Below are 26993 nucleotides of genomic sequence, written 5' to 3' on the forward strand. Positions count from 1 at the left end.
CGGACAGATGACCACGCTGCATTTCGCCAACGCCCGCCTGATCGATCCCGAGGCCGGGACCGACAGCCCCGGCAGCCTGACGGTCCGCGACGGCGCGATCCTCGGCCGCGACGCGAAGCTGCCGAAGGGGGCCGAGGTGGTGGAGTGCGGCGGCAAGTGCCTGGCCCCCGGCATCATCGACTGGGGGGTGAAGATCGGCGAGCCCGGCGAGCGGCACCGGGAATCTTTCCGCTCGGCGGGCCTCGCGGCGGCGGCGGGCGGCGTGACCACGATCATCGCCCGGCCCGACACCCTGCCCGCCATCGACACCCCTGAAGTGCTGGAATTCGTCACCCGCCGCGCCGCCGAATCCGCCCCCGTGCGCATCCGCCACATGGCCGCCCTGACCAAGGGCCGCGAGGGGCGCGAGATGACCGAGATCGGCTTCCTGCTGGACGCCGGCGCGGTGGCCTTCACCGATGTCTTCGCGGTGGCGCCCGACACCAAGGCGCTGTCCCGCGCGCTGACCTATGCCCGCTCCCTGGGCGCGCTGGTCGTCGGCCACCCGCAGGAGCCTGGCCTGTCGAAGGGCGCCTCGGCGACCTCCGGCAAGTTCGCCTCTCTCCGCGGCTTGCCCGCGGTGACGCCGCTGGCGGAACGGATGGGGCTGGAGCGCGACCTCGCGCTGGTCGAGATGACGCGCGCCAGCTACCACGCCGACCAGATCACCACGGCCGCCGCCCTGCCCGCCCTGCAACGCGCCCGGGCGGCGGGACTGGATGTCACGGCGGGGACCTCGATCCACCACCTGACGCTGAACGAATTCGACGTCGGCGACTACCGCACCTTCTTCAAGCTGACCCCGCCGCTGCGATCCGAGGACGACCGGCAGGCCGTCATCGCCGCGCTGGCGGACGGCACCATCGACGTGGTGGCCAGTTTCCACACCCCGGCCGACGAGGAATCGAAGCGCCGGCCCTTCGAGGAGGCCGCCACCGGCGCCGTGGCGCTGGAAACCTTCCTGCCCGCGGCGATGCGGCTTTACCACGGCGGTCACCTGACGCTGCCCGCGCTGTTCCGCGCCATGGCGCTGAACCCCGCCCGCCGCCTGGGCCTGCCGCAGGGGCGGCTGGCGGAAGGCGCCCCGGCCGATCTGGTGCTGTTCGACCCCGACGCGCCGTTCCAGCTGGACCGCTTCGCCCTGCGCTCGAAGTCGAAGAACACCCCTTTCGACGGCGCGCGGATGGAGGGTAAGGTGCTGGCGACATGGGTCGGCGGCGCGCAGGTCTTCGCCGCCTGAGGGGACGGACATGCCGGAACTGGTGACTGCAACCGACACGCTGGTCCTGACGGCGGTGCTGGCCTATCTCTTGGGGTCGATCCCCTTCGGCGTGCTGGTGACCCGGGCGATGGGGCTGGGCGACCTGCGCCGGATCGGCTCGGGCAACATCGGCGCCACCAACGTGCTGCGCACCGGCAACAAGGGCGCGGCTTTGGCGACGCTGCTGCTGGACGGCGGCAAGGGCGCGCTGGCGGTGGTGCTGGCGCGGGCCTTCCTGGGCGCCGAGGATGCCGCGCAGCTGGCGGGGCTGGCCGCCTTCCTCGGCCATCTCTATCCGGTCTGGCTGGGGTTCAAGGGCGGCAAGGGGGTGGCGACCTTCCTCGGCCTGATGCTGGCGCTGGACTGGCGCGTCGGGCTGGCCTGCTGCGCCACCTGGGCGGTGGCGGTGGCGGTGACCCGCATCTCCTCGGTCGGCGCGCTGGTGGCGGCGGCGCTGTCGCCGCTCTGGCTCTTCGCCTTCGACCACGGCCGGATGCTGCTGCTGACCATGATCCTGACCGTGCTGATCTACATCCGCCACGCCGCCAACCTCGCCCGCCTCAAGGCCGGGACCGAGCCGAAGATCGGGCAGAAGAAGCCGCAGGGCTGACATGAGCGACGGACTGCTCCTTGGGCTGTTCGGGCTGGTGCTGCTGGCAATCCTGCTGCTTCTGCTGGCCCGGAGCCGGAGATCGGCACATGAGGCGGATGCACGGCCGCAGGCGGTGGTGGACGGCTCGAACGTCATGCACTGGCAGGACAACACGCCCCGGCTCGGCCCGGTGATCGCGGTGCTGGACCTGCTGGACCGCCGCGGCTACCGCGCCGGGGTGATCTTCGATGCCAATGCCGGTTACAAGCTGACCGGCCGCTACCTGCATGACGGCGATTTCGGCGCGCTGCTGGGGATCGGCGCGGATCGCGTGCTGGTGGTGCCGAAGGGCACCCAGGCCGACCCGTTCCTGCTGACCCACGCCAGCGACGCCGATGCCATCGTGGTCAGCAACGACCGCTTCCGCGACCGGATCGCCGAATTCCCGAAGATGGGCCGGCCCGGACGCCTCGTCCGCGGCGGCTGGAAGGACGGCAAGCCCTGGCTGGATCTGCCGGAGCGGTGACGCACCGAAATCCGCGCGGAAATCGTCCCTAAAGGCTCGCCGCCTCGTAGATCGGGGCCAGCGACCCGCCCCATTCGTCGCGATACAGCTCCAGCCAGCGGTCGGCCTGCACCCTGCCCGAGGCCAGGCTTTCCATCAGCGGCGCCAGCAGCCGCTCCTCGCCATGGCCGCGCGCGGCCAGCCCGGCCTGCGACAAGGCCACCGCAGCGCGCGCCAGGTCCAGCAGCTTCACCCCGCCGGCCTCGCCCTGCAGGGCGGAGACCGAGGCGGCGACGCGCAGGCCCTGCCGGGTCTCGGCGTCGAAGCCCTTCACCAGGTCCCAGGCGGCGTCCAGCGCGGTCTGGTCATACATCAGCCCGGTCCAGAACGCCGGCAGCGCCACCAGATGCGCCCGGCTGCCGGCATCGGCGCCGCGCATCTCGATGTATTTCTTCACCCGCGCCTCGGGGAAGACGGTGGTCAGGTGGTCGGCCCAATCCGACAGCGTTGGCTTCTCGCCCGGCAGGGCGGGCAGCTTCCCGGCCATGAAGTCGCGGAAGGACTGGCCGAGCGCGTCGATGTATTTCCCGTCGCGGTAGACGAAATACATCGGCACATCCAGCACCCAGTCGGCATAGCGCTGGAAGCCCATCCCGTCCTCGAACACGAAGGGCAGCATCCCGGTCCGGCTGTCGTCCAGCCCCCGCCAGATGCGCGAGCGCCAGCTCTTGTGGCCGTTTTCCTTGCCCTCGAAGAAGGGGGAGGAGGCGAACAGCGCCGTCGCCACCGGCTGCAGCGCCAGCGCCACCCGCAGCTTCTGCACCATGTCGGCCTCGGACCCGTAGTCGAGGTTCACCTGCACGGTGGAGGTGCGATACATCATCTGGGTGCCATGGGTGCCGACGCGCCCCATGTAATCGGTCATCAGCCGGTAGCGCCCCTTCGGCATCACCGGCATCTGCGCGTGGGTCCAGTCCGGCGCGGCGCCGATGGACATGAAGCGGATGCCCAGGGGGCCGGCGATCTGCGCCACCTCCTCCAGGTGGTTGTCCAGCTCCGCCGCGGTCTCCGTCACCGAGACCAGCGGCGCGCCGGAGAGTTCGAACTGGCCGCCGGGCTCCAGGCTGATGTTGGCGCCGTTGCGGGTCAGGCCGATGGTGTTGTCGCCCTCGCGCACCGGCGACCAGCCGAAGCGCGCCTCCAGCGCCGCGAACAGGGCCGAGATCGAGCGGTCGCCGGCATAGGGCAGCGGCAGGCGCGAGTCGGTCAGCCAGCCGAATTTCTCGTGCTCGGTGCCGATGCGCCATTGCTCGCGCGGCTTGCAGCCGGACTCCAGCAGGCCCGCCAGCTGGTCGAAGCTCTCGATCGGTCCGCCGCCGGACTGGGGAATGGACATGGGCAGGCTCCGTCTGGGGGACAGGTCGTTTCGGCGGACACAGGTGTCTTGCCGATCAGGGATAGTCAAGGGACCCGGCGAAATCATCACAAAAGGTCATGGCAGAATTACAGCGGGGCCATGCCGCGGCCCGGACGCCGCCAGACCAGCCGGTCGGCCGCGCCGGGGGCGGGAAGGGTCTGGCCGGTGGCCGGGCCCTCGCCCGACAGGGCGGCGACCAGCGCGGCGGAGCTGAGGCCCGGCAGGGTGGAGAAGGCGTCGAACAGCGCCTCGGCCCCGGTGGAATCCAGCGGCACCAGCAGCACCTCCCCGTCGGCCTGCCGCAGCCGCCAGGCCCGGCGGCCCCGCAGGGTGAGCAGGCGGATCTCGGTCAACTCATCCAGGCTGACGCTGCCGCCGATGCGCGGGCCCATGTAGGTGACGCGGCCCTCGTCCAGCTCCACCAGGCCCGGCGCATCGCCCTGGCCGCGGAAGCGCAGCCGCCGCAGGCCGAGGACCAGCCAGCCGGCGCCGAGCGCCGCGACCATGCCGCCCCCCGCCGCCAGCAGCCAGCCACCGCGGGTGGCAGTCCAGAGGCCGAGCGCCAGCACCGCCGCGCCGAGGGCAGGCTCCGACCAGCGCTCCAGCCGGTCGCGCATCTCGGGACGGATGCCGGTCATCGCGGGGCCTGCCCGGCCGGTCTGGCGAAGGCCATCGCCTTCGCCACAGCGCAACGGTTCAACCTTCCCGGCCGGGCTTCAAAGGCCCGGCCAGCGCCCGCCCCGCCCCCGACGGGCGCTTCTCGCCCGCCGGGTCGGGCGCTGGCCTCCCGGGGTTTCGTGCCGACAGGTTTCCGGGTGACATGCCGGGCACGGGCGGGGGCGAGGCAGTGCCTCGCCTGTTCCCGCCCGGCCAAAGCACGAGGGGTCATTGCCAGTCCCCGAAGCGGGCTTGCCATAGGGTCAGCGCCGCCAGCGCCGCGGTCTCGGCCCGCAGGATGCGGGGGCCGAGCGAGACGGGGGTGACGAAGGGCAGCACGCGCAGCCGCTCGCGTTCCTCCGCCGCGAAGCCGCCCTCGGGGCCGATCAGGATCGCCGCCGGGTCGCCCGGGGCGCCGGGCCAGTCCGCCCCCTGCCCCGCCAGCGCCTCGTCGGCCCAGTAGAGGCGGCGGCCATCCCAGCCGGACAGCAGTTTCTCCAGCGGCTGCAACGCGCAGACCTCCGGCACGAAGGTGGCGCCGCATTGCTCGGCGGCTTCCACCGCATGGGCACGCTCCTTCTCGGCGCGGAAGCGGTCGCCGGAAAGGTAGCGGGTCGCCACCGGCAGAAGCCGCCGCACTCCCAGCTCCACAGCCTTTTCCACCAGGAAGGCGGTGCGCTCCTTGCGCAGGGGCGCGAACAGCAGCCAGAGGTCGGGGGGCAGGACCTGCGGCCGGACCTGCTCGCGGCAGACCAGCACCCCCCGGCGCTTCGCCGCTTCGGCCACCTCGGCCCGCCATTCGCCGTCCTGGCCGTTGAACAGCAGCACCGGGGCGCCGACCGGCAGCCGCATCACCGCGAAAAGATAGTTCGCCTGGCCCTCGGACAGGGCCACGGCTTGCCCCGGGCGAAGGGGCTGGTCTATGTGAAGTCGGACCTGTCGCTCTGCCATGGGGGAAACCTATGTCCCATAACACCGGAACGCCAGAGCCCGCGCAGCCCGGGCAAGTCGCCGATGCGCCGAAAGGCAACTGGGTGGACCGCTTCGCCCCGCCCCGCACCCGCCCCTTCCTGCGGCTCAGCCGAGCGGACCGGCCGATCGGGACATGGCTGCTCTATATCCCCTGCCTCTGGGGCGTGGCGCTGGCGGCGAATGTCGACGGCTTCCGGCCCTGGGACCTGTGGATCGCCGCCGGCTGCGGCATCGGCGCCCTGCTGATGCGCGGCGCCGGCTGCACCTGGAACGACATCACCGACCGGCACATCGACGGCTCGGTCGCCCGCACCCGAAGCCGCCCGCTGCCCTCCGGCCAGGTCACGGTGAAGCAGGCGCTGGTCTGGATGGCGGTGCAGGCCCTGATCGGCGCGCTGATCCTGTTCAGCTACAATCGCCTCGCCATCGCCCTGGGCGTCGGCTCGCTGGCGCTGGTGGCGATCTATCCCTTCGCCAAACGCTTCACCTGGTGGCCGCAGGCCTTCCTCGGCCTCGCCTTCAACTGGGGCGCGCTGCTGGCCTGGGCCGCCCATGCCGGGCAGGTCCCGCCCGGAGCCTTCCTGCTTTATGCCGCCGGCATCAGCTGGACGCTCTACTACGACACGATCTACGCCCTGCAGGACAAGGAGGATGACGCGCTGATCGGGGTGAAGTCCACCGCCCGGCTGTTCGGCAAGAATGCCGGGCGCTGGCTGGCGGGCTTCCTGCTGCTGGCGGTGCTGCTGCTGATGGCCGCCGTCATCGCCACCCTGCCCGCCGCCCGCGGCCCCTGGCCGATGCTGCTGGTGCTGGCCGGGGTCTGGGCGATGGGGGCGCATATGGTCCGGCAGATGCGGCTCTTGCGCCCCGACGACCCGGCCTCCTGCCTGCGCATCTTCAAGTCCAACCGCGACGCCGGGCTGATCCTTGTGCTGTTTCTTGCCGCAGCCGCGCTGGTCTGATTGATCCGGCCGGACAATCGCCCTAGGAAGCAGGGGGGGCCGGCCCCCGACTCCCCGCCTGCCCGACTCCCGCCTGCACGAGTGACCCTTGCCGAAGCGCCTTCTCCGCCTGTCCTCCACGCTTCTGGCCGCGCCGGCTTTCGCGGCCGCGGGGGTGGTGATGCTGGTCGTCGCCTTCCTCTCGGCCTTGGTGATCGAGATGCGGTCGGATGCCGTGGTCTCCTCGGGCCTGCAGGCCGCGGGGATGGACTGGGTGACGGTGGCCTCGGACGGGTTGCAGGTGCATCTCGCCGGCACCGCGCCGGACGAACGGGCGCGGTTCCGGGCGCTGAACCTGGTCGGCACCCTGGTCGATTCCAGCCGCATCCGCGATTCGCTGGAGGTGACGCCGGCCTCGGCGCTGGCTGCCCCGCGCTTCTCGGTCGAGATGCTGCGCAACGACGACGGCATCCAGCTGATCGGCCTTTTGCCCGAACAGCCCGAGGCCGGCGGCATCGACGAGGCCGCGCTGGTCGCCGCCGCCGAGGCGATGACACCGGGGATCGAGGTCGACAACCTGCTGGAGGCCGCCGCCTGGCCGGCGCCGGAGGCCTGGAACGACGCGCTGACCTTCGGGATCGAGGCGCTGAAGATGCTGAAACGCTCCAAGGTCTCGGTCGCGGCCGACCGGGTGGAGGTGACGGCCATCGCCGAAAGCGCCGCCGAGAAGCGCCAGCTGGAAGCCGCGCTGAACGCCCGGCGGCCCGAGGGGCTGCGGCTGGTGCTGGAGATCTCGGCGCCGCGGCCGGTGCTGACGCCCTTCACCCTGCGCTTCATCAAGGACGACCAGGGCGCCCGCTTCGACGCCTGCGCCGCCGACAGCGAACGCGCCCGCCTGACCATCCTGCGCGCGGCCGAAGCGGCGGGCCTGCCCGCGGGGGCCGACTGCACCATCGGCCTGGGCGTCCCCACCCCCCGCTGGGCCGAAGGCGTGGCGGCCGGGATCAAGGCGGTGGCGGAACTGGGCAATGCCACGCTGACCTTCTCCGACGCCGATGTCAGCCTGCTGGCGGGCGACAGCGTGGCGCAGGGCGATTTCGACCGGGTGGTGGGCGAGTTGCGCGCGGCGCTGCCGCCGGTCTTCTCGCTGGATGCGCAGCTGCCGAAGAAGGAAGCGGCGCAGGGCCCGGCGGAATTCACCGCGAAGCTGACGCCCGAAGGCCGGGTGGAACTGCGCGGCCGGCTGACCGACGAGGCGCAGCAGGCCGCGGTGGACGCCTTCGCCCGCGCCTCCTTCGGCGCCTCGAAGGTCTATGTCGCCACCCGGCTGGACCCCGACCTGCCCGACGGCTGGCCGATCCGGGTGCTGGCCGGGCTGGAGGCGCTGGCGGTGCTGCACGACGGCAACCTCCTGGTGCGCGCCGACACCGTCGAGGTGAAGGGCGTCGCCGGCAGCCTGGACGCCCGCGCCCGGGTGACGCAGATCCTGTCGGGCAAGCTGGGCCAAGGCCAGACCTTCCGCGTCGACGTGACCTATGACGAGGAGCTGGACCCCTTCGCCGCTCTGCCCACGCCCGAGGAATGCGCGGCCGAGGTCAAGGCCGTGGTCTCGGCGCAGAAGATCACCTTCACCCCCGGCTCGGCCGAGATCAGCAGCGACTCGCTGCCGGTGATCGCCAAGCTGGCCGAGGTGCTGAAGGACTGCCCCGCCCTGCCGATGGAGATCGCCGGGCATACCGACGCGCAAGGGTCGGAGAGCGGCAACAAGGCCCTCAGCCAGGCCCGGGCCGAGGCGGTGCTTCTGGCGCTGCAAGGGCGGCGGGTCGATGTCTCGGGCATGACCGCGGTCGGCTATGGCGAGGGCGTGCCGATCGCCGACAACGGCACCGAGGAAGGGCGCGAGGCCAACCGGCGGATCGAATTCGTGCCGAAGCTGGCCGCCGCCGCGCCGGCCGGGGAAACCGCCGCCGCCGCCCCCGCTGCCGCGCCTGCGGCGGAGGGGCCTGACTTCTCGGGCGACACCTCGCCCTCTGTCGCGCCGACGGAAAAGACGATACGGCCGAAGCCGCGCCCCGAGACGCAGGACGGCTGAAGACAGGACAAGACAGGGCATGAACCGCACCGAATTCGTCATCGCCACCGCGATCATCCTGCTTCTGGCCTTCGCCATGGGCTGGTTCACCCACTGGCTCCTGCACCGCTTCGCCCGGGTGGCCGGCAACGACCTGGCCGAGATGGACCGCATGGCCCAGGCCCTGCACGAGGCCGAGGAGGTCCGCGACCAGGCGGTGATCTACCTGGAGCAGCGCGAGGGCGAGCTGATGAACCAGATCGCCCAGACCGAGGCCGAGTTGCGCGCCGCGATGGACGGGCTGCGCGACGCCCGGCAGGAGGCCGAGGAGATGCGCGCCTATATCGAGCGGATGCACGCCAACGGCTGACAAGGCTCATCGAGCACTTCGTGCACTCTTCGCGAGATCTCACGAGGAGGACACGAAGTGCCCGACGAGTGCCCGGCATCCCTCCAGCCCCCGGCGACTTGCGGCGCCAACTGGACCTAATCCCGGCACGGAACTGGACAACACGGCCCCCGCCGTGGCATCCCGCGGCATCCCTTTCGAACGGAGGCTCCCATGCTCGATTCCGTGACCAACCTGCGCGACCTGCTGAATGATCCCTCGCTGCTGGCCACCAAGGCCTATGTCGCCGGAGAATGGGTGGATGCCGCCGACGGCGCCACCTTCCCGGTGGTCAACCCCGCCCGCGGCGACGTGATCTGCGAGGTCCCGGACCTGTCGCGCGCCGAGGCCGCCCATGCCATCAAGGCCGCCCATGCCGCGATGAAGGACTGGGCCGCCCGCCCCGCCAAGGAACGCGCCGTCATCATGCGCAAGTGGTTCGACCTGATGATGGCGAACCAGGACGACCTGGGCATCATCCTCTGCGCCGAGATGGGCAAGCCGCTGGCCGAGGCCAAGGGCGAGATCGCCTATGGCGCCAGCTTCATCGAATGGTTCGGCGAAGAGGCCAAGCGCGTCTACGGCGAGACCATCCCCGGCCACCAGCGCGACAAGCGGATCACCGTGATCCGCCAGCCGATCGGCGTCGTCGCCTCGATCACGCCCTGGAACTTCCCCAACGCGATGATCACCCGCAAATGCGGCCCGGCGCTGGCCGTAGGCTGCGGCTTCGTCGCCCGCCCCGCCGCCGAGACGCCGCTGTCGGCGCTGGCGCTGGCGGTGCTGGCGGAACGGGCCGGGCTGCCGAAGGGCATCTTCTCGGTGATCACCTCGCGGAAATCCTCGGAGATCGGCAAGGAGTTCTGCGAGAACCCGCTGATCCGCAAGCTGACCTTCACCGGCAGCACCGAGGTCGGCCGCATCCTGCTGCGCCAGGCCGCCGAGCAGGTGCTGAAATGCTCGATGGAGCTTGGCGGCAACGCGCCCTTCATCGTCTTCGACGACGCCGACCTGGATGCGGCGGTGGCGGGCGCGATGATGTCGAAGTTCCGCAACAACGGCCAGACCTGCGTCTGCGCCAACCGGATCTATGTCCAGTCCGGCGTCTACGACGCCTTCGCCGCCAAGCTGCGCGACGCGGTGGCGCGGTCGAAGGTCGGCGACGGCCTGAAGGAAGAGGTGCAGTTCGGCCCGCTGGTCAACTTCGCCGCTGTCGAGAAGGTCGAGGAGCATATCGCCGACGCCACCTCGAAAGGCGCCAAGGTCGAGATCGGCGGCGCGCGGCACGAGCTGGGGGGCAACTTCTTCCAGCCGACCGTGCTGACCGGCGTCACCGACGAGATGATCGTGACCAACGAGGAAACCTTCGGCCCGGTCGCCCCGCTCTTCCGCTTCGAGACCGAGGAAGAGGTGATCGAGAAGGCCAATGCCACCATCTTCGGCCTGGCCTCCTATTTCTACGCCCGCGACATCGGCCGCATCACCCGGGTGCAGGAGGCGCTGGAATACGGCATCGTCGGCGTGAACACCGGCATCATCTCGACCGAGGTCGCGCCCTTCGGCGGGGTCAAGCAATCCGGCCTCGGCCGCGAGGGCAGCCGCCACGGGATGGAGGACTTCCTGGAGATGAAATACATCTGCCTCAGCATCTGAGTCCCGCTTCAGGGGCAGGAAACGGCAGGGGGCGGGTCCGCGGGGACCCGCCCCTTTTCGCTGTCCGGCGCCGTGCAACCCTCTGGAATCCCTGCCGCTATCCGATAACGCCCCGGCGATTTTGCCTAGCAGGGCGCGGCGTCCCAGATTGGCCCCATCGCACCACTGCTCGGGTGCAGAACCGTTCATGGAAAGGACCGGACATGCTGCCGCTCTTCAACACCAAGGCCATCGCCACCGCCGCCGCGCTTGCGGTGGCCGCAACCGCCGCCGCCCCCGCCCATGCCTGGGGCAAGAAGGAACAGGGCTTCGTCGCCGGCGCCCTGACCGCGATCATCATCGACGAACTGATCGAGAACAACCGCCACCGCAAGGCCGCGCCCACCTACCGCGAGCCGGTCTACCGCGACCCCGGGCCGCGCTACGACACGCCCCGCTACGGCTCGGTCTATTCGACCCCGGCGGCGCAGGCCTTCAACAGCTATTCCAGGGCCGAGCGCAAGGCGATCCAGCGCAGCCTGCGGGCCTACGGCTATTACCACGGCGGCATCGACGGGTCCTTCGGCCCGGGCACCTACAATGCCATCGTCGCCTATGCCCGCGCCTCGGGCGCCTCCGGCCACCTGAACTCGGCCGGCGGGGTCTATGCGCTCTACGACGGCCTGCTCTACTGACGCCCCCGCCGGGCAGGCCCCGGCCCCTGTCCCTTCGCGGGACGGGGGCCTTTTCGCTTACGGGCCGAAGCCCGGATCGGGCGAGACATCCCAGCTGAACCAGGTGGCGTCGCTGACCTGGCGGCCGTCGGTGATCACCGCCGCCGCCATCTCGGGCCGCACCGGGGCGCCGCTGCGCTGGTATTCCCAGTCCAGCGCCAGCGTCCCGGCCGGACTGTCGCCGGCGGTCAGGCTGAAGCGGAAGCCCGGGTTGGCCAACCGCACCGGGTCCGGCGCGATGAACTCCATCGGCGCATTGCCGACCCGGATGTGGTGCCGGAAGATCGCCGGGCCGCCTACGTCCAGCGGCGCCCGCCGCGGCCCCGTCAGCCGCTCCGGCAGGTTGGAGGCGAAATCCTCGGTGCCGAAGGGGAAGTCCCGCTCCACCGCCGATCCGCGCAGCGCCTCCTGCGGCAGCAGGTAGCGTTCCACCATCTCCAGCCGGTTCTGCGCACGGTCGTCCCGCATCTCCATCTCGCGGACCATCACCAGCCCGGGATAGCGCCCGGCGTAATAGTCCAGGTAGTCGCGCGACAGGGCGGAGGCCGGGTTGGTCGCCCATTTCTGCCGCATCGAATCCGCCGCCCCGCCGCGATAGACCGACCGCACCTCCAGCCCCAGGCCAAGCGCGGTGAAGGCATAGGTCTCGGTCACGTCGGTGGACCAGCCCTGCTCGGGCGTCACCGGGATCGGCTCCAGCTCCAGCTGCTCCGGGCCGGTCAGCGGCAGCGCCCAGCCGAAGGGCGGCGGGGCGGCGGTGTCGAAGCCGCCGCCCTGGTGGCTGGCGGTCGGGTCCACCCAATGCGCGCGGCCGTCGTGCCAGATCCGGACGATGGCATGGTCGAAGGCGCCCAGCATCGGCACTTCCCCGGGCAGGGCGGGACCGGCGTCCACGTCGGTCAGCGCCACCGCCGCCTCCAGCCCCAGCCGCTTCAGGATCACCGCCAGCAGCAGCGCCTTGTCCTTGCAGTCGCCGAAGCCCGAGGCGATCACCTCCTGCGGCTTGCGCGCCCAGTAGCCGCCGGCGCCCACCGACAGCGAGACATAGCGCAATTCGTCCTGCACCAGCCGCAGCGCCGCGAAAGCGCGGGTCTCGGGGTCTTCACTGGCCGCGGCGATGGCGGCCACCTTCGCATCCCATTCCGGGGTCAGCGGATAGTCGGCAGCATAGTAGGGCGTCACCGCCGCAGAGATCGGGCCCCAGTCCGTCAGGGCCGACAGCCGCAGGATCGCGCCCTCCTCATGCCCCGGGGGAATGTTGTCCTCCCACCGCTCGGGCACATGGTTGACCCGCTGCCATTCGTGCCGCACCAGCCCCCCGGCGACCGGCGAGGAGACATGCGTCACCCGCTCCGGCAGCGGCGCCTGGTTGAAGCCCCAGTCCTCGGGCCACAGCACCACGGTGCGCGACAGCTGCACCGGCACGCCCCATTCCAGCACCGACCAGACCGCCCGCTCGCCCTCGGCCACCATCGGCTTCATCTCGCGGATGCTGGCATAGTCGACGATGTCGCCCACCCGCAGGTCCGGCACCTGGATCCAGGCGGTCAGGGTGCCGTCGATGATGCCCTGCTCCAGCCGCTCCTCGCGCCGCAGCACCTCTTCGCGCAGGCTGTCGCGCAGGTCGATCTCCTTGCCGCCGCGGATCACCGCCAGCCGGGTCAGCACCACCCGGTCGAAGCGGGGATCGTAGTCGAAGCTGATCGTCGCCGCCCGCTCCAGCCCCGCCCGGTCGGTGACCAGAAGCGCGGTGCGGGCATAGGACAGCGCAGTGTCGCCCTGCCAGTGCCGCTGGTGGTCCGACAGGATGTAATGCACTCCGTCCAGCGACTGCGCCAGCAGCGTCTCGTCCACCGCCGGCAGCGGCAGGTCGTCCACCCAGTCCGGCGCATCGGCGCGGACCAGTCCGGCGTCCTGCGCCAGCACGGGCAGGGCGAGGCAGAGAAAGGCGCAAAGGGCGATCAGGGCACGCATGAACCACCGCATGTCTGGGGATGGCGCCAGCCTAGGCGAGCCGGGCGGGGCAGGCAAGGCGAGGGCCGGGGGATCGGCGGAGAGAGGAAATCGGCCCCGCGCGGCCCAAGGATTGCCGCCGCCCGCGCGTCTGCTATCCATCATGCTGATGGACACGGCCGACGAAACCCTTGGACTTGCCGCCGCGCAGGGCGACCGCGCGGCCTTCGCCACGCTGGTCGCGCGCCACTACGACCGCATTCACGGCCTGGCCTGGCGGCTGACCGGCAGCAAGGCCGAGGCCGAGGACCTGACCCAGGACATCTGCGCCGCCCTGCCCGCCAAGCTGCGCGGCTGGCGGGCCGAGGCGCGCTTCACCACCTGGCTTTACCGCGTGGTGGTCAACGCCGCGCACGACCTGCGGCGGCGGCAGGCCACGCGGGCCAGGGCTGCGCAGGGCTGGGGCGACTGGGAGATCGCCCGGCAGGACGAGATCGCCACCCAGGCGGAAGCCTTGGACTGGCTGACCGTCTCGATGCGGCGGCTGTCGCCGGAACTGCGCGACACGGTGGCGCTTGTCCTCGGGGAAGAGATGACCCAGGCCGAGGCGGGCGCAGTCCTCGGGGTTTCGGAAGGCACCATCGCCTGGCGCATGTCGGAGGTGAAGAAGCGGCTGAAGGCCATGGCCGCGGAGGAAGCGAAATGAGCGACGACCTCGATCTCAAGGCCCTCAAGGCGGCATTGCGCGCCGCTCCCGCCGCCGATCCGCAGGCCCGCGAGGCCGCGCTGAAGCTGGCGATGGAAAATTTCGACCGCCTCCAAGGAAGCACCGCGCCTTCGCGTTCCAGTCAGGACCGCCCGCAAAGGGCGGGGTTCCTGAACGGAGTGCTTTCCATGCTGAATTTCCTCACCTCCCGGCCCGCCCTTGCGGCCTCCACCTCCGTCGCGGCGCTGGTGATCGGCGTGGCCGTCATCCTGCCCGCCACCCGCAACAACACCCCGCCGGTGGCCCCCAAGACCGAAGCCCCCACGGCGCCGGTCCCGGTCCCCGCACCGGCAGGGACCGCCGCTGCCCCGGCCGAGGACGACGCGCGCCTTGCCGCCCCGGCCCCGGACCAGCCCGCCGAACCTTCCGCCGACGCCGCCCCGGCGGTCGAGGCTCCGGCCGGGGCCGATGCGGCCGCGGTCGTCGCCGAGGCGGAGGCCGACCTGGGCTCCGGCGGCCAGCCCCGGGTCAGGAAGGAACGCGCAGCCGACGGGATCATGGCCGAGGAAGCGGGCGCACCCTATCTGGCTGCACCCGCCGCCGCCCCGGCCCCGGTTCCCGACATCCAGCCGCTGCCGCTGCCGGACACCGAGGAATATTCCACCGCCGAGGCCAACCCGGTGAAGATCACCGCCGAGGAGCCGGTCTCCACCTTCTCGACCGATGTCGACACCGCCAGCTACGCCATCGTGCGGTCGACCCTGAACATGGGGATGCTGCCAACGCCCGAGCAGGTGCGGGTCGAGGAGATGGTGAACTACTTCCCCTATGCCTACCCGGTGCCGGAACCCGGCCAGGCCTTCCGCACCACCGTCTCGGTGATGCCGACGCCCTGGAACGAGGGCACGCGGCTGGTGACCATCGGGCTGCAAGGCGCCCTGCCGGAGACCGAGGCGCGGCCGCCGCTGAACCTGGTGTTCCTGATCGACACCTCCGGGTCGATGGAGGACCCCAACAAGCTGGGCCTGCTGAAACAGTCGCTGGCGCTGATGCTGCCGGAACTGCGGCCCGAGGACGAAATCTCCATCGTCACCTACGCCGGGTCCGCCGGTCAGGTGCTGCCGCCGACCAAGGCCGCCGACCGCGACGCCATCCTTGCCGCGCTGGACAACCTGACCGCCGGCGGCTCCACCGCCGGGGCGGAGGGGCTGGAACTGGCCTATCAGGTGGCGAAGGGGATGCAGGCGGAAGGCGAGGTCAGCCGCATCCTGCTGGCGACCGACGGCGACTTCAACGTCGGCGTGTCGGACCCCGAGGGGCTGACGGCCTATGTGGCGAAGAAGCGCGCGCAGGACGGGGTGTATCTCTCGGTCCTTGGCTTCGGGCGCGGCAACCTGGACGATGCCACGATGCAGGCGCTGGCGCAGAACGGCAACGGCCAGGCCGCCTATATCGACACGCTGTCCGAGGCGCGGAAGGTGCTGGTGGACCAGCTGACCGGCGCGCTCTTCGCCATCGCCGAGGATGTGAAGGTGCAGGTCGAATGGAACCCGGCGCAGGTCGCGGAATACCGGCTGATCGGCTACGAGACCCGGGCGCTGAAGCGCGAGGATTTCAACAACGACAAGGTGGACGCGGGCGAGATCGGCGCCGGGCTGCAGGTGACGGCGATCTACGAGGTGACGGCCCCGGGGTCGGACGCGCTGCTGAACGACCCGCTGCGCTATGGCGCGGCCCCGGCCGGGCCGACCGAAGGGGAACTCGGCTTCCTGCGGCTGCGCTGGAAGGCGCCGGGGGCCGAGGACAGCCAGCTGATCGAGACGCCGATCACCGGGCAGGAGCCCGCCACCGACGAGGCCCGCTTCGCCGCCGCCGTCGCCGGCTTCGGCCAGTTGCTGCAAGGGTCGGTCTATCTGGGCGACTGGGGGTGGGACCAGGCGGTGGAGCTGGCGCTGTCGGCCCGGGGCGAGGACCCCTACGGCTACCGCATCGAGGCGGTGAACCTGATGCGGCTGGCGGCCACGCTGGACCGCTGAGCCCCTCCTCCTTCGCCTTCGGCTTGTCGTCGGCGACGAGAAGCGAAGCGCACGAGGAGCAAAAGAAAAAGGCCCGGGCGGCGATGCCCGGGCCTTCCTCATCCGTCGGACGGGATCAGTTCACCGTTTCGGCCTTGGCTTCGATGGCCGGGGCGGCCTCGGCCGGCCGGGAGATCTCGATCCGGCGCGGACGGGCGGCCTCGGGGATTTCCCGGGCCAGGTCGATGTGCAGCATCCCGTGTTCATGGGACGCGCCCGTCACCTTCACATGGTCGGCCAGCGCGAAGCGGCGCTCGAAGGCGCGGGTGGCGATGCCGCGGTGCAGGTAGGTCTTCTCGGCGTCGGCCTCGGCCTTGCGGGCGGCGACGTAGAGATGGCCGTCCTTCACCTCGACCGACAGTTCCTCGGGCGTGAAGCCCGCGACTGCGATCGAGATGCGATAGGCATCCTCGGCGGTCTTCTCGATGTTGTAGGGCGGATAGGTCGGCTGGGCCACATCGGCCGACAGCACCCGATCCATCAGGTCGGCCACCCGGTCGAAGCCGACGGTGGCACGGTAGAGCGGAGCGAAATCGAAGCTGCGCATGGGTCATCCTTTCACGAAAGCGATGCGTCTGGTGCCCGCCCCATCGCGGGGCCGGGCGGGTTCCCCGGGCCCTGTCGTGGCGCCCGGATGCGGATGATCTGGGGAAGGCGGGGCGGGGATTCAAGACCCCCGGGGGACGAGCTTCTGCGACGCGGAGGCGGGCGGGAGAAGGCGAGGCGCTGTCTCGCCCCCGCCCGTGCGGATGGGTTCGCCCGGAGACGGTGGCCGCGGGCGCTGGCCGGGCCTTTGAGGCCCGGCCGGTCCCGGTTGAAACGGTGCGCGGTGGCGAAGGCGATGGCCTTCGCCAAGGCAGCCGGCGGTGGTAGGGTCGCCCCCACCCTGCGAGACCGCCGGCCCGAGCGGAAGCGTTTGGGTCAAGCCCGGGACCGCCCCTACGGCGAGACGAACCTCGCGCCGATGTCGCGGCTGCTGCCGTCGCCGGTGCCGATCCGGCGGACGCCGGGCCGGGACACCGGCTCGGAGATTCCGACCAGCGCCTGCCCGGTCGCCAGCTGCTTCTTCAGCGCCGCCACCGCGCCCGGCAGTTCCATCCCGAAGGCCAGCTGCCCGCGCTCGGTCGGCCCACCCGCCGAGATGATCGCCACGATCTGCGCCCGTCCACCGCTCCGGTCCAGCACCGGCGCGCCCGAGGCGCCAAAGGTCACGTCGCAATCCAGCGCCACCAGCGGCCCCGACCGCTCCAGCACCCGGCATTCGCGCTGCCAGCTCAGCATCTCCTCGCGCCCCACGGCGTAGGAGACCACCGAGACCGCATCGCCCGTGCCCGGCGCCTTCACCACGAAGGGCGCCGCCACCGCCGCCGGGATCGCCGAGGTCAGCTGCAGCAGCGCCACGTCGTTCTGCACGTTCCGCTGCGACACCGGCGACAGCGGATCATAACCCGGCAGCACCGCCACCCGCCGCACCAGCGATTCCGCGATGGCCTCGCCCCCGGCATAGCCGGCGCGGAAGACCATCCGCCCCGGGTCCTCGGGCTGGCCGTCCGCGCCATGGACGCAATGCGCCGCGGTCAGCACCAGGTCGGTGGCGATCAGCGTGCCGGTGCAGAAATTGCCGCCGCCGAGGTCCAGCCGCCCCACCGCCTCCCAGCCCAGCAACTGCTCGCGCCGGGTCAGTGGCTCCAGGCCGGTATTGTCGGCCGCCGCCGGCGCTGCCAGGGCTGCCAGCAGGACCGCAAACCTCATGGCGAGACGAACTTGGCGCCGCCCGAAAGCCCGCCCTTGATCACCCGGACCCCGGCGGCGCGGCCTGCGCCTTCCTTCGCCATCTCGGCCTCCAGCACCTTCAGCGGCTCCTCCAGCGGCACCGCCAGCGCCACCTTCCGGCCCTCCATCTCGGCCTTGGCCGAGATCACCGAGACCACCCGCGCCACCCCGCCCTCGACCGAGAACACCGGCGCGCCGGAGGAGCCGAAGTCGATGTCGCAGGACAGGATCAGCGCCGGCCGGGTGGAGGCGATGACCGCGCAGCCCTCTTGGATCGAGGGCACCTCGGCGCGGTCCATCGCATAGCTGACCACGCTGACGGTGGCGCCGGTGCCGGGCCGCACGTCGGTGGCGAAGGGCGGCAGCTGCGGCAGCAGGATCGGCTGGTCCAGCTCCAGCAGCGCAAGGTCATAGGCCACCCGCTCCATCTCGTCCTCGCCGGAATAGATGTAGTCGGGATGCGGCACGGATCGGCGGACGCCGCGATAGGCCTCGGCCCTTCCGTTGCGCCAGCCGGCCTGGAAGCTGATCTGGTCGTCCGGCGTCCGCGCGCCGGTCTCCTTGTCGTAAAGGCAATGCGCCGCGGTCAGCACCCGCTGCGGGTCGATCAGCACCCCGGTGCAGAAGCCCCGCCGCCCCATCATCAGCTTGCCGACCGACTCCCAGCCGCGGGCGTCGTCCGCCGTCAGCATCCCCACCAGCCCGCTGTCCTCGGCAATCGCGGGGGCCGTCGCAGGGGCCGCCAGGAGCGCGAGGACGAGGGCGAAGATCGGGCGCATGGCGTCTCCTGCTGGTGTCCCTGCGGGCTAGGGGAAAATTCGGGCACTTTTGTGGCGGGTCACTCCGCCAGCGCCCGCGGCCTCGGCCCGCCGGTGGCCCAGTCCAGCAGTTCCACGGTATGCACCACCGGCACGCCGGTGCCCGATCCGATCTGCATCATGCAGCCGATGTTGCCGGCAGCGATCACCTGCGGCGCCTTGGCCTCCAGCGTCGCCACCTTGCGCCGCTTCAACTCGGCGCTGATCTCCGGCTGCAACAGGTTGTAGGTCCCGGCCGAGCCGCAGCAGAGGTGGCTGTCCGCCGGCTCCACCACCTCGAAGCCCGCCCGCTTCAGCAAGTCCTTCGGCGCGGCTTTCACCTGCTGGCCGTGCTGCAGGGAGCAGGCGGCGTGATAGGCCACCCGCAGGCCCTTCGGGGCGCCCTCGGGCAGGCCCAGCCTGACCAGCAGCTCGCTGACATCCTTCGCCATTCCGGCCACCGTGGCCGCATCTTCGGCGAGGGGATCGTTGCGGAACATGTGGCCATAGTCCTTCACCGTGGTGCCGCAGCCGGAGGTGTTGATCACCACCGCATCCAGCCCCGCCCCGCGCTTCTCGGCCATCCAGGCGCGGATATTGGCGGCGGCAGAGGTGTGGGCCAGCGCCTCCTTGCCCATGTGGTGGGTAAGCGCCCCGCAGCAGCCTTGGCCCTTCGCCACCACCACCTCGCAGCCCAGCCTTCGCAGCAGCCGGATGGTGGCATCGTTGATGTCGGTGTCCAGCGCCTTCTGCGCGCAGCCGGTCAGCAGCGCCACCCGCATCCTTGCCGCGCCTTCCGCCGGGAAGACCTGCGGATCGTCGTTGCGGCTGACCGGCGGAATGCGCTTCGGCGCCATCTCCAGCATCGCCCTGACCCGCGCATCCGGCACCAGCCGCCGGACCGGCCGCGCCAGCCTGGCGGCGAAAAGCGCCAGCCGGAACCGCTCGGGATAGGGCAATAGCCGCGCCAGCACCGCCCGCAGCAGCCGGTCCATCAGCGGCCGCCGATAGGTCCGCTCCACATGCGCCCGGGCGTGGTCGACCAGATGCATGTAATGCACCCCGCTCGGGCAGGTGGTCATGCAGGCGAGGCAAGACAGGCAGCGGTCGATGTGCTTCACCGTCTTCTCGTCGGCGGGCCGCCCGGCCTCCAGCATGTCCTTGATCAGGTAGATGCGGCCGCGGGGGCTATCGAGTTCGTCGCCGAGCACCTGATAGGTCGGGCAGGTGGCGGTGCAGAAGCCGCAATGGACGCAGGCCCGCAGGATCTCGTTCGCCCGGGCGATGCCGGGGTCCTGCAACTGCTCGGGGGTGAAGGAGGTCTGCATCAGATCAACCCCCGGTTCAGGATGCCGCGCGGATCGAACGCGGCCTTCAGCCCGGCGGACAGGGCCGCCACCTCCGCCGCCTCCGGTGCGAAGGGCGAGGCCCCGGCGCCCCGGATCAGCGCGGCCTGCCCGCGCCCGGCGATGGCCGTCCGCAGCGCCTCCCCCTGCCCCTCCGGCAGCAGCAGCCAGACCAGCCCGCCGCCGCGGTCGAACACCGCCTCGCCGCCGACCGCCGCCGCTACCTCCGCCGCCGCCGAGGGCACCAGCGCCAGCCGCCACAGGTCGCCCGGCCTGCCGGCCAGCGCCGTCACCTCCCGCACCTCCCGCCACAGTGCGGCACTTGCGGTCCCCTCCAGCACCGTCGCATCCCCCGCCAGCATCTGCCGCAACCGCCCGAGGCGATAGGAGACCGACCCCGCCATCCCCTCGACCCGCAAGAGCGAGCGCCCGGCCACCCGCGCCGCGCCCGAAACATCGAAGGGCGAGCCGAGCGCCCGGCGCAGCGCCGCCAGCCCGGCGGCATCGTCCAGCCCCTCCAGCACCAGCGTCGCCTCCGCCTCCGGCATCGCCTGCAGCTTGAAGGAGACCTCGCTCAGCACCCCGAGGACGCCATGGCTGCCGGCCATCAGCTTCACCAGATCGTAGCCGGTGACGTTCTTCATCACCCGGCCGCCGTTCTTCACCACCTCGCCGCGGCCGGTGACGAAGCGCACCCCGATCATCGCATCGCGGCAAGCCCCCGCCTGCACCCGCCTTGGGCCGCTGGCATTGGCCGCCGCCACCCCGCCGATGGTCGACACCCCCTCGCGCCCTAGCAGCCCCCGCAGGTCCGGCGGCTCGAAGGCCAGCCGCTGCCGCTCGGACGCCAGCAGCGCCTCCACCTCGGCCAGCGGCGTCCCCGCCCGCACCACCAGCGTCAGCGCCGCCGGCTCATAGAGGACCACGCCGGCAAGGCCAGAGGTTTGCAGCACCTCCCCCTCTGCACCGCCGACAAACCGCGTCGCGCCGCCACGGATCACCAGAGGCCCCACCGACCCGGCCACCGCCTCCGCCAGTTCCGCTTCGCTTGCCGGGCGCATGTCCCCTGTCTTCCTTTCGACAAAAATACTCCGGGGGTCCGGGGGCTGGCCCCCGGCGCTTTCAACCCGCGCGCCGCCCGGCACTTGCCGCCAGCGGAAACACCTTCGCCGGGTTCAGCAGCCAGCCCGGATCGAACACATCCTTCACCCGCATCTGCGCCTCCAGATCAGCGGCCGAGAACTGCACCCCCATCAGGTCGCGCTTCTCGATCCCCACGCCATGCTCGCCGGTCAGGCAACCGCCCACCTCGACGCAGAGCTTCAGGATCTCGGCCCCGAAGGCCTCGCAGCGCTCCAGATCGCCGGGCCTGTTGGCATCGTAGAGAATCAGCGGGTGCATGTTGCCGTCGCCGGCGTGGAAGACGTTGCCGACCTCCAGCCCGAAGTCGCGGCTCATCTCGCCGATCCGCCGCAGCACCAGCGGCAGGGCGGAAACCGGGATGGTGCCGTCCAGGCACATGTAGTCGTTGATCTGCCCCATGGCGCCGAAGGCCGACTTGCGGCCCAGCCAGATGCGGCGGGCCTCGTCCTCGTCGCCGGCCTCGCGGAACTCCACCGGGTCGTGGGCCAGCACGATCTGGCGGATGCGCCCCAGCTGCTCGGCGATCTCGGCCTCCGACCCCTCGACCTCGATGATCAGCAGCGCCTCGCACTCCGGGTAGCCGGCGCGGGCAAAGGCCTCGCAGGCGCGGATGCAGGGGCGGTCCATGAACTCGATCGCCACCGGCAGGATGCCCGCCCGGATGATGTCGGCCACGCAGGCCCCTGCCACCTCGTTCGAGGAGAACCCCGCCAGCACCGGCCGCGCGCCCTCGGGCTTCGGCAGGATGCGCAGCCAGGCCTCGGTCACCACGCCGAGCTGCCCTTCGGAGCCGCAGACCACGCCCAGCAGGTCCAGTCCCGAAGGCTCGCCCCAGGGTCCGCCCAGGGTGATCACGGTGCCATCCATCCGCACCAGCCGCACCCCCAAGAGGTTGTTGGTCGTCACCCCGTATTTCAGGCAATGCGCCCCGCCGGAATTCATGGCGATGTTGCCGCCGATGGCGCAGGCCAGCTGGCTGGAGGGGTCGGGGGCGTAGAAGAACCCCTCCGCCTCCACCGCGCCGGTGACGGAGAGGTTGGTCCGCCCGGTCTCGACATGGACGAAGCGGTTGTCGTAATCGGTCTCCAGCACCGCGGTCATCCGCGCAAGGCCGAGGATCACCGAATCCGCCGTCGGCATCGCGCCCCCGGCCAGAGAGGTGCCGGCGCCGCGGGGCACGACCGGGACGCCCTCCTCATGGCAGACCCGCAGCGCGGCCGAGACCTCGGCGGTCGTCCGCGGCAGCACCACGGCCAGCGGCAGGCAGCGATAGGCGGATAGCGCGTCGCATTCGTAGGCCCGGGTCTCGGCCTCGTCGCCGATCAGCGCGTCTTTCGGCAGGACAGCGGCCAGCCGCGCCAAGATGCGGGCCTTGCGGGCAAGGATGCTGGCGTCGGGCGACGGCATGTCCATGGCTGATCCCCGGTGAATTGGTCAGATCATATAACCACTTCCGGCCATGAACAACTGCGGGATTTCCCCGCCGAAACGGTCAGACCAGCCCGGCCTTGCGGAACAGCGCCATCACCTCCACCTCGGGCCGGGCGCCGAAATGGCCGATCACCTCGGCCGCGGCGACGCAGCCCATGCGGCCCGCCACCTCCAGCGGGGCGCCGGTGGCCAAGCCGTAGATGAAGCCGGCGGCGAACTGGTCGCCTGCGCCGGTGGCATCCACCGGCACCACGCGCCGGACCGGCACCACCACCTGCTCGTCGCCGCGCACCAGCACCACGTCGTGGCCGGACCGGGTGCAGACCACCGTGCCTGCATCCGCCGCCGCCTGCTCCAGCGCCGCCGACAGGTCGCATTGATAGAGCGAGGTCCATTCGTGTTCGTTGCCGATCACGTAGTCCAGTTCCTTCACCAGCCGGCGGAAGCTGTCGCGATGGCGGTCGACGCAGAACGGATCGGAAAGCGCGATCCCGGCCTTGCCGCCGCCGGCGCGGGTCAGCCGCGCCGCCCGCTCGAAGGCCTGCTTGCCCTTGTCCTTGTCGTAGAGATAGCCCTCCAGGAACAGGATGCCCGCCCCGCCCGCCACGCTTTCCGACACGTCGTCGGGGCCGAGCTCCGAGGAGATCCCCAGGTAGGTGTTCATCGACCGCTCGCCGTCCGGCGAGACGAAGATCATGCTGCGCGAGGTCGGCAGCTCGCCCCCCGGCACCGGGGCATTGACGAAATCGGTGCCCTCGGCCGCCATGGTCTGGGCGTAGAACCGGCCGAGCGCGTCGTCGTGCACCCGGCCGATGAAGGCCGTCGACAGCCCGAGCGCGCCGATCCCGGCGATGGTATTGGCGACCGAGCCGCCGGGCGCCTGCCGCCGGTCCTTCATCGCGGCGTAGAGCATCTCGCCCCGCTCGCGCTCGACCAGCTGCATGATGCCCTTCCCGATGCCCATCAGGTCCAGGAATGTGTCGTCCGCGGTCGAGAAGACATCCACGATCGCGTTGCCGATGCCCACCACCTGATAGGTCTTCATGTCGTCTTGTCCTCGTATAGGCACCATTCCCGGATCGGGCAGATGCCGCATCTCGGCTTGCGTGCCAAGCAGATATAGCGGCCGTGCAGGATCAGCCAGTGGTGGGCGTGCTGCTGGAACTCGGCCGGGACGTTGTCCTCGATGGCGCGTTCGACCGCGGTTTCGTCCTTGCCGGGGCAGATGCCGGTGCGGTTGCCGACGCGGAAGATATGGGTGTCCACCGCCTGGGCGGGCAGGCGGAACCACATGTTCAGCACCACGTTCGCGGTCTTGCGCCCCACCCCCGGCAGCGACATCAGCGCCGCGCGGGAGGAGGGGACCTCACCGCCGTAGACCTCGATCAGCCGCTGGGAAAGCCGGATGACGTTCCTGGCCTTGTTGCGGTAAAGGCCGATGGTCTTGATGTAATCGGTCAGCGCCGCCTCGCCCAGGGCCAGCATCTTCTCCGGCGTGTCGGCGATGGCGAAGAGGGCGCGGGTGGCCCGGTTCACGCCCTTGTCGGTGGCCTGCGCCGACAGCGCCACCGCCACCAGCAGGGTGAAGGCGTTGAGATGTTCCAACTCGCCCTTCGGCTCGGCCTCCGCCTCGCGGAACCGGGTGAACAGGGCCTTCATGGCGGGGTATTCGAGCTGCCTGACCATGGGTCGTTTCCAGCACGAATGCGCAGCGGCGGCAAGGTGGGGGTGGAAGACCGTCTTGGCGAAGGCGCGTGCCTTCGCCACATCGCCACGGTTCGACCAGGACCGGCCGGGCCTCAATGGCCCGGCCAGCGCCCGCCCGCCCCCTGGCGGGCGCTTCACGCCCGCCCGGTCGGGCGCTGGCCTCTCGGGGTTTCATGCCCCACCGTTTTCGGGTGCAGCCGCCGCGCACGGGCGGCGGCGAGGCAGCGCCTCGCCTTTTCCCGCCCGGTCCAGATGGGCCAGCCTCTTAGCCGCAGGAAACGGGTCGCGGACATCCTTCACCCCTCCTATCTTCACTGACAAGGAGTTCCGCCATGACCGACCAGTCCCCCGCCTACCATTACGCCGTGATCGGCCGCGCCCTGAGGGTGATCGACGAGGCCCCTCCGGGCCTCACCCTGGACGGCCTCGCCGCCCGGATGAACATGAGCCCGGCGCATTTCCAGCGCACCTTCAGCCAGTGGGTCGGCGTCTCGCCCAAGCGCTATCAGCAATACCTGACGCTCGGCCACGCCCGCCGCCTGCTGGCCGAACGCCACACCACGCTGGAGACGGCGCATGAACTCGGCCTCTCCGGCACCGGCCGCCTGCACGACCTGTTCCTGACCTGGGAGGCGATGAGCCCCGGCGACTATGCCCGCGGCGGCGAAGGGCTGGAGATCCGCTGGGGCTGGTTCGACAGCCCCTTCGGGCAGGCGCTGGTGATGGGCACCGCCAAGGGCATCTGCGGCATCGGCTTTGCCGACGACCGCGGGGCCGAGGCGGCAATGGAGGACATGACCCGCCGCTGGCCCCGCGCGACCTTCACCGAGGACCCCACCGCCCTGGCCCCCTGGGCCGAGGCCGCCTTCGGCGCCGGCGAGGGCCGCCGCGCGCCGCTGCACCTGATCGGCGCGCCGTTCCAGATCAAGGTCTGGGAGGCGCTGCTGGCCATCCCCACCGGCCATGTCACCACCTATGCCGACATCGCCGGCGCCATCGGCCATCCGGCGGCGCACCGGGCGGTGGGAACGGCGGTCGGCAGGAACCCGATCTCCTTCCTGATCCCCTGCCACCGCGCCATCCGCCGCGACGGCGCGCTCGGCGGCTATCACTGGGGGCTCCCGCGCAAGCGCGCCATGCTGGCCTGGGAGGCGGCGCGGACCGGGATGTGACCGCACAAGGATGTGACCGGCGCGGCGCTCGGCAGAACCCCGCGCATCGGGGCTTGCCCCTGTGCCGTCCCGCCCGCGCATGTTATAGGCTGAGGCCAAGCCCGGAGCACCGGGCCAGAACAACTGGCAACGAGCGTATCCATGACCAAGACCCCGATCCTGCTGGCTGCGGCCGGCCTCCTGACCCTGACGGCCTGCGTCGATCCCAATGCCTATCCCAACGACCCCAACGCCCGCACCAAGAGCGGCGCCGTCGTGGGCGGCCTTCTGGGCGCCGCAGCGGGCGTCGCCGCCTCGGGCGACGGCGACGAGCTGAAGGGCGCGCTGATCGGCGGCGCCATCGGCGCCGGCACCGGCGCGCTGATCGGCGCCGACCTCGACCGCCAGGCCGCCGAACTGCGCGGCTCGCTGTCGTCGAACATCTCGGTCACCAACCACGGCGACTACCTGGTGGTGAACATGCCGCAGGACCTGCTCTTCGCCACCGACAGCGCCAGCCTGCGCCCCGACCTGACCCGCGACATCAAGACCGTCGCCGCCAGCCTGGTGAAATACCCCAACAGCCGGGTCGAGGTGATCGGCCATACCGACAACACCGGCTCGGCCGCCTACAACCAGGACCTGTCGCAGCGCCGCGCCGTCTCGGTCGCCAACATCCTGCGCGAAAGCGGCGTGCCGAACGGCCGCATCACCGCCTATGGCCGCGGCGAGGACCAGCCGGTCGCCTCGAACCTCTCGCCCGAGGGCCGCGCCAAGAACCGCCGGGTCGAGATCATCATCCGGCCGACGGCCTGATCCCGCCCGCATCCGCGCGAAAGGGGCCGGTCTTCCGGCCCCTTTTCCATTGACCCCGGGCGAGGCGGCCATATTTTCGCACCAGCCGCGGGGGTGCCATGCCGTTCCAGAAAGTCACGCCGGAGAAGCTTTCGGCCTCGGTCGTCCGCCAGATCGAGCAGCTGATCCTGCGCGGCATCCTGCGTCCCGGCGAACGCCTGCCGGCCGAACGCGACCTAGCCGCGCGGCTGGACGTCTCGCGCCCCTCGCTGCGCGAGGCCATCGCCGAGCTTTCCGACCGCGGCCTGCTGTCCAGCAAGGCCGGCTCCGGCGTCTTCGTCTCCGAGACGCTTGCCCCCGCCTTCCCGCCGGCGCTGACCCGGCTTTTCGCCGGCCACGAGGAGGCGGTCTTCGACTACCTCGCCTTCCGCCGCGACATCGAGGGGCTGGCCGCCGAACGTGCGGCGCGGCACGGATCGGACACCGACCTGAAGGTGATCGGCGCGATCCTCGCCCGGATGGAGGCCGCGCATCTGAAACGCGACCCCGCCGACGAGGCGGCGCTCGACGCCGAGTTCCACATGGCGATCATCGAAGCCGGCCACAACGTCATCATGCTGCACATGATGCGCTCGATGTTCGATCTGCTGCGGCAGGGCGTGTTCTACAACCGCCGGATGCTGTTCCGCAACCGCACCACCCGCGACCTGCTGCTGGAGCAGCACCGGGCAATCGACCGGGCGCTGCAGTCTCGCGACGCCGCCGCCGCCCGCGCCGCGGTGGAGGCGCATCTGAGCTATGTCGAGCAGAGCTTCCAGGACGTGCTGCGGGCCGAGCGGAACGAGGCCATCGCCCGCCAGCGGCTGGACCACGAAAACGCGCGCTGATCTCGATTTTTCGCCGAAAA

General features: G+C 71.1%; 25 protein-coding genes. 13 read left to right on the forward strand and 12 right to left on the reverse strand.

Annotated elements, in window-relative coordinates:
• Positions 1-7: 7 nt before the first annotated feature.
• The 3 genes from pyrC to G5B31_RS05505 are packed head-to-tail and all read left to right on the forward strand — an operon-like array spanning position 8 to position 2418.
• Positions 8-1279: a dihydroorotase gene (pyrC, locus tag G5B31_RS05495; protein ID WP_165014393.1), complete on the forward strand. Its 1272-nt coding sequence runs from the start codon at positions 8-10 to the stop codon at positions 1277-1279.
• 10 nt (positions 1280-1289) lie between these two features.
• Positions 1290-1910 (forward strand): glycerol-3-phosphate 1-O-acyltransferase PlsY, encoded by a 621-nt coding sequence (gene plsY, locus G5B31_RS05500; protein WP_165014394.1) that lies wholly within the window; start codon positions 1290-1292, stop codon positions 1908-1910.
• Position 1911: 1 nt separating this feature from the next.
• The gene (locus G5B31_RS05505) at positions 1912-2418 is read left to right on the forward strand and encodes a hypothetical protein (protein ID WP_165014395.1); all 507 of its coding nucleotides are present in this window, start codon (positions 1912-1914) and stop codon (positions 2416-2418) included.
• 28 nt (positions 2419-2446) lie between these two features.
• Here G5B31_RS05505 and G5B31_RS05510 read toward each other — a convergent pair whose 3' ends face one another.
• From G5B31_RS05510 to G5B31_RS05520, 3 genes are all read right to left on the reverse strand, one after another.
• Positions 2447-3793, reverse strand: a complete 1347-nt coding sequence (locus G5B31_RS05510) for a glutamate--cysteine ligase (protein WP_165014396.1) — start codon at positions 3791-3793, stop codon at positions 2447-2449.
• Positions 3794-3900: 107 nt separating this feature from the next.
• On the reverse strand, positions 3901-4452 hold the full coding sequence (locus tag G5B31_RS05515; RefSeq protein ID WP_165014397.1) for a hypothetical protein: 552 nt from the start codon (positions 4450-4452) through the stop codon (positions 3901-3903).
• Positions 4453-4699: 247 nt separating this feature from the next.
• Positions 4700-5422, reverse strand: a complete 723-nt coding sequence (locus tag G5B31_RS05520) for a 16S rRNA (uracil(1498)-N(3))-methyltransferase (protein WP_165014398.1) — start codon at positions 5420-5422, stop codon at positions 4700-4702.
• Positions 5423-5433: 11 nt separating this feature from the next.
• On the opposite strand from G5B31_RS05520, the gene ubiA reads away from it, so the two are divergent.
• The 5 genes from ubiA to G5B31_RS05545 all read left to right on the forward strand — a co-directional run bounded on the left by ubiA (position 5434) and on the right by G5B31_RS05545 (position 11170).
• The gene (gene ubiA, locus G5B31_RS05525; RefSeq protein WP_165014399.1) at positions 5434-6405 is read left to right on the forward strand and encodes a 4-hydroxybenzoate octaprenyltransferase; all 972 of its coding nucleotides are present in this window, start codon (positions 5434-5436) and stop codon (positions 6403-6405) included.
• An 88-nt stretch (positions 6406-6493) separates the two neighbouring features.
• Entirely contained in the window at positions 6494-8476 is a 1983-nt protein-coding gene (locus tag G5B31_RS05530; protein WP_240904293.1) for an OmpA family protein, read from the forward strand.
• A gap of 19 nt (positions 8477-8495) precedes the next feature.
• Positions 8496-8825, forward strand: coding sequence for a hypothetical protein (locus G5B31_RS05535; protein ID WP_165014400.1), 330 nt, complete (start codon positions 8496-8498; stop codon positions 8823-8825).
• Positions 8826-9017: 192 nt separating this feature from the next.
• Complete coding sequence (locus G5B31_RS05540) at positions 9018-10496, forward strand: NAD-dependent succinate-semialdehyde dehydrogenase (protein ID WP_165014401.1); 1479 nt, start codon at positions 9018-9020, stop codon at positions 10494-10496.
• 203 nt (positions 10497-10699) lie between these two features.
• Positions 10700-11170, forward strand: coding sequence for a peptidoglycan-binding protein (locus G5B31_RS05545; RefSeq protein ID WP_165014402.1), 471 nt, complete (start codon positions 10700-10702; stop codon positions 11168-11170).
• 57 nt (positions 11171-11227) lie between these two features.
• Here the strand turns inward: G5B31_RS05545 and G5B31_RS05550 are convergent, their stop codons facing one another.
• On the reverse strand, positions 11228-13183 hold the full coding sequence (locus tag G5B31_RS05550) for a DUF3857 domain-containing transglutaminase family protein (protein WP_165014403.1): 1956 nt from the start codon (positions 13181-13183) through the stop codon (positions 11228-11230).
• 148 nt (positions 13184-13331) lie between these two features.
• On the opposite strand from G5B31_RS05550, the gene G5B31_RS05555 reads away from it, so the two are divergent.
• A complete protein-coding gene (locus tag G5B31_RS05555; RefSeq protein ID WP_165014859.1) occupies positions 13332-13868 on the forward strand; it encodes an RNA polymerase sigma factor in 537 nt (178 codons plus the stop codon).
• Positions 13865-15904, forward strand: coding sequence for a VWA domain-containing protein (locus G5B31_RS05560; protein WP_165014404.1), 2040 nt, complete (start codon positions 13865-13867; stop codon positions 15902-15904). Before G5B31_RS05555 ends, G5B31_RS05560 begins: the two co-directional genes overlap by 4 nt.
• Before the next feature lie 115 nt (positions 15905-16019).
• Here the strand turns inward: G5B31_RS05560 and G5B31_RS05565 are convergent, their stop codons facing one another.
• The 8 genes from G5B31_RS05565 to nth all read right to left on the reverse strand — a co-directional run bounded on the left by G5B31_RS05565 (position 16020) and on the right by nth (position 24119).
• Positions 16020-16490, reverse strand: a complete 471-nt coding sequence (locus G5B31_RS05565) for an Hsp20 family protein (protein ID WP_165014405.1) — start codon at positions 16488-16490, stop codon at positions 16020-16022.
• 392 nt (positions 16491-16882) lie between these two features.
• Positions 16883-17695 (reverse strand): serine protease, encoded by an 813-nt coding sequence (locus tag G5B31_RS05570; protein ID WP_165014406.1) that lies wholly within the window; start codon positions 17693-17695, stop codon positions 16883-16885.
• The gene (locus G5B31_RS05575) at positions 17692-18495 is read right to left on the reverse strand and encodes a serine protease (RefSeq protein WP_165014407.1); all 804 of its coding nucleotides are present in this window, start codon (positions 18493-18495) and stop codon (positions 17692-17694) included. Before G5B31_RS05575 ends, G5B31_RS05570 begins: the two co-directional genes overlap by 4 nt.
• A 59-nt stretch (positions 18496-18554) precedes the next feature.
• The gene (gene glcF / locus G5B31_RS05580) at positions 18555-19841 is read right to left on the reverse strand and encodes a glycolate oxidase subunit GlcF (protein ID WP_165014408.1); all 1287 of its coding nucleotides are present in this window, start codon (positions 19839-19841) and stop codon (positions 18555-18557) included.
• Positions 19841-20920: an FAD-binding protein gene (locus G5B31_RS05585; RefSeq protein WP_165014409.1), complete on the reverse strand. Its 1080-nt coding sequence runs from the start codon at positions 20918-20920 to the stop codon at positions 19841-19843. Before G5B31_RS05585 ends, glcF begins: the two co-directional genes overlap by 1 nt.
• A 61-nt stretch (positions 20921-20981) precedes the next feature.
• A complete protein-coding gene (locus G5B31_RS05590) occupies positions 20982-22415 on the reverse strand; it encodes an FAD-linked oxidase C-terminal domain-containing protein (RefSeq protein WP_165014410.1) in 1434 nt (477 codons plus the stop codon).
• A 79-nt stretch (positions 22416-22494) separates the two neighbouring features.
• Positions 22495-23478: an adenosine kinase gene (locus G5B31_RS05595; protein ID WP_165014411.1), complete on the reverse strand. Its 984-nt coding sequence runs from the start codon at positions 23476-23478 to the stop codon at positions 22495-22497.
• On the reverse strand, positions 23475-24119 hold the full coding sequence (nth, locus tag G5B31_RS05600; RefSeq protein ID WP_165014412.1) for an endonuclease III: 645 nt from the start codon (positions 24117-24119) through the stop codon (positions 23475-23477). The genes G5B31_RS05595 and nth overlap by 4 nt, the downstream gene beginning before the upstream one ends.
• Before the next feature lie 353 nt (positions 24120-24472).
• Between nth and G5B31_RS05605 the strand changes: the two genes are divergently transcribed.
• The 3 genes from G5B31_RS05605 (at position 24473) to G5B31_RS05615 (ending at position 26973) form a co-directional block, all read left to right on the forward strand.
• A complete protein-coding gene (locus tag G5B31_RS05605; RefSeq protein WP_165014413.1) occupies positions 24473-25312 on the forward strand; it encodes a bifunctional helix-turn-helix domain-containing protein/methylated-DNA--[protein]-cysteine S-methyltransferase in 840 nt (279 codons plus the stop codon).
• Between the two features lie 141 nt (positions 25313-25453).
• Entirely contained in the window at positions 25454-26107 is a 654-nt protein-coding gene (locus G5B31_RS05610; RefSeq protein ID WP_165014414.1) for an OmpA family protein, read from the forward strand.
• 98 nt (positions 26108-26205) lie between these two features.
• The gene (locus tag G5B31_RS05615; RefSeq protein ID WP_165014415.1) at positions 26206-26973 is read left to right on the forward strand and encodes an FCD domain-containing protein; all 768 of its coding nucleotides are present in this window, start codon (positions 26206-26208) and stop codon (positions 26971-26973) included.
• Positions 26974-26993 lie beyond the last annotated feature (20 nt).

Origin of the sequence: Rhodobacter sp. SGA-6-6, from assembly GCF_011043545.1 — a bacterium.
Lineage (GTDB): Bacteria > Pseudomonadota > Alphaproteobacteria > Rhodobacterales > Rhodobacteraceae > Pseudogemmobacter.

Excerpts from the sequence above, each read along its gene's own strand:
- nth (WP_165014412.1), bottom strand. The coding sequence starts at position 24,119 with ATGGTCAGGCAGCTCGAATACCCCGCCATGAAGGCCCTGTTCACCCGG.
- G5B31_RS05595 (WP_165014411.1), bottom strand. The coding sequence starts at position 23,478 with ATGAAGACCTATCAGGTGGTGGGCATCGGCAACGCGATCGTGGATGTC.
- G5B31_RS05505 (WP_165014395.1), top strand. The coding sequence starts at position 1,912 with ATGAGCGACGGACTGCTCCTTGGGCTGTTCGGGCTGGTGCTGCTGGCA.
- plsY (WP_165014394.1), top strand. The coding sequence starts at position 1,290 with ATGCCGGAACTGGTGACTGCAACCGACACGCTGGTCCTGACGGCGGTG.
- G5B31_RS05550 (WP_165014403.1), bottom strand. The coding sequence starts at position 13,183 with ATGCGTGCCCTGATCGCCCTTTGCGCCTTTCTCTGCCTCGCCCTGCCC.
- G5B31_RS05575 (WP_165014407.1), bottom strand. The coding sequence starts at position 18,495 with ATGCGCCCGATCTTCGCCCTCGTCCTCGCGCTCCTGGCGGCCCCTGCG.
- G5B31_RS05610 (WP_165014414.1), top strand. The coding sequence starts at position 25,454 with ATGACCAAGACCCCGATCCTGCTGGCTGCGGCCGGCCTCCTGACCCTG.
- G5B31_RS05510 (WP_165014396.1), bottom strand. The coding sequence starts at position 3,793 with ATGTCCATTCCCCAGTCCGGCGGCGGACCGATCGAGAGCTTCGACCAG.
- G5B31_RS05535 (WP_165014400.1), top strand. The coding sequence starts at position 8,496 with ATGAACCGCACCGAATTCGTCATCGCCACCGCGATCATCCTGCTTCTG.
- pyrC (WP_165014393.1), top strand. The coding sequence starts at position 8 with ATGACCACGCTGCATTTCGCCAACGCCCGCCTGATCGATCCCGAGGCC.
- G5B31_RS05570 (WP_165014406.1), bottom strand. The coding sequence starts at position 17,695 with ATGAGGTTTGCGGTCCTGCTGGCAGCCCTGGCAGCGCCGGCGGCGGCC.
- ubiA (WP_165014399.1), top strand. The coding sequence starts at position 5,434 with ATGTCCCATAACACCGGAACGCCAGAGCCCGCGCAGCCCGGGCAAGTC.
- G5B31_RS05605 (WP_165014413.1), top strand. The coding sequence starts at position 24,473 with ATGACCGACCAGTCCCCCGCCTACCATTACGCCGTGATCGGCCGCGCC.
- G5B31_RS05520 (WP_165014398.1), bottom strand. The coding sequence starts at position 5,422 with ATGGCAGAGCGACAGGTCCGACTTCACATAGACCAGCCCCTTCGCCCG.
- G5B31_RS05590 (WP_165014410.1), bottom strand. The coding sequence starts at position 22,415 with ATGGACATGCCGTCGCCCGACGCCAGCATCCTTGCCCGCAAGGCCCGC.
- G5B31_RS05560 (WP_165014404.1), top strand. The coding sequence starts at position 13,865 with ATGAGCGACGACCTCGATCTCAAGGCCCTCAAGGCGGCATTGCGCGCC.
- G5B31_RS05615 (WP_165014415.1), top strand. The coding sequence starts at position 26,206 with ATGCCGTTCCAGAAAGTCACGCCGGAGAAGCTTTCGGCCTCGGTCGTC.
- G5B31_RS05540 (WP_165014401.1), top strand. The coding sequence starts at position 9,018 with ATGCTCGATTCCGTGACCAACCTGCGCGACCTGCTGAATGATCCCTCG.
- G5B31_RS05555 (WP_165014859.1), top strand. The coding sequence starts at position 13,332 with ATGGACACGGCCGACGAAACCCTTGGACTTGCCGCCGCGCAGGGCGAC.
- G5B31_RS05585 (WP_165014409.1), bottom strand. The coding sequence starts at position 20,920 with ATGCGCCCGGCAAGCGAAGCGGAACTGGCGGAGGCGGTGGCCGGGTCG.
- G5B31_RS05545 (WP_165014402.1), top strand. The coding sequence starts at position 10,700 with ATGCTGCCGCTCTTCAACACCAAGGCCATCGCCACCGCCGCCGCGCTT.
- glcF (WP_165014408.1), bottom strand. The coding sequence starts at position 19,841 with ATGCAGACCTCCTTCACCCCCGAGCAGTTGCAGGACCCCGGCATCGCC.
- G5B31_RS05565 (WP_165014405.1), bottom strand. The coding sequence starts at position 16,490 with ATGCGCAGCTTCGATTTCGCTCCGCTCTACCGTGCCACCGTCGGCTTC.
- G5B31_RS05515 (WP_165014397.1), bottom strand. The coding sequence starts at position 4,452 with ATGACCGGCATCCGTCCCGAGATGCGCGACCGGCTGGAGCGCTGGTCG.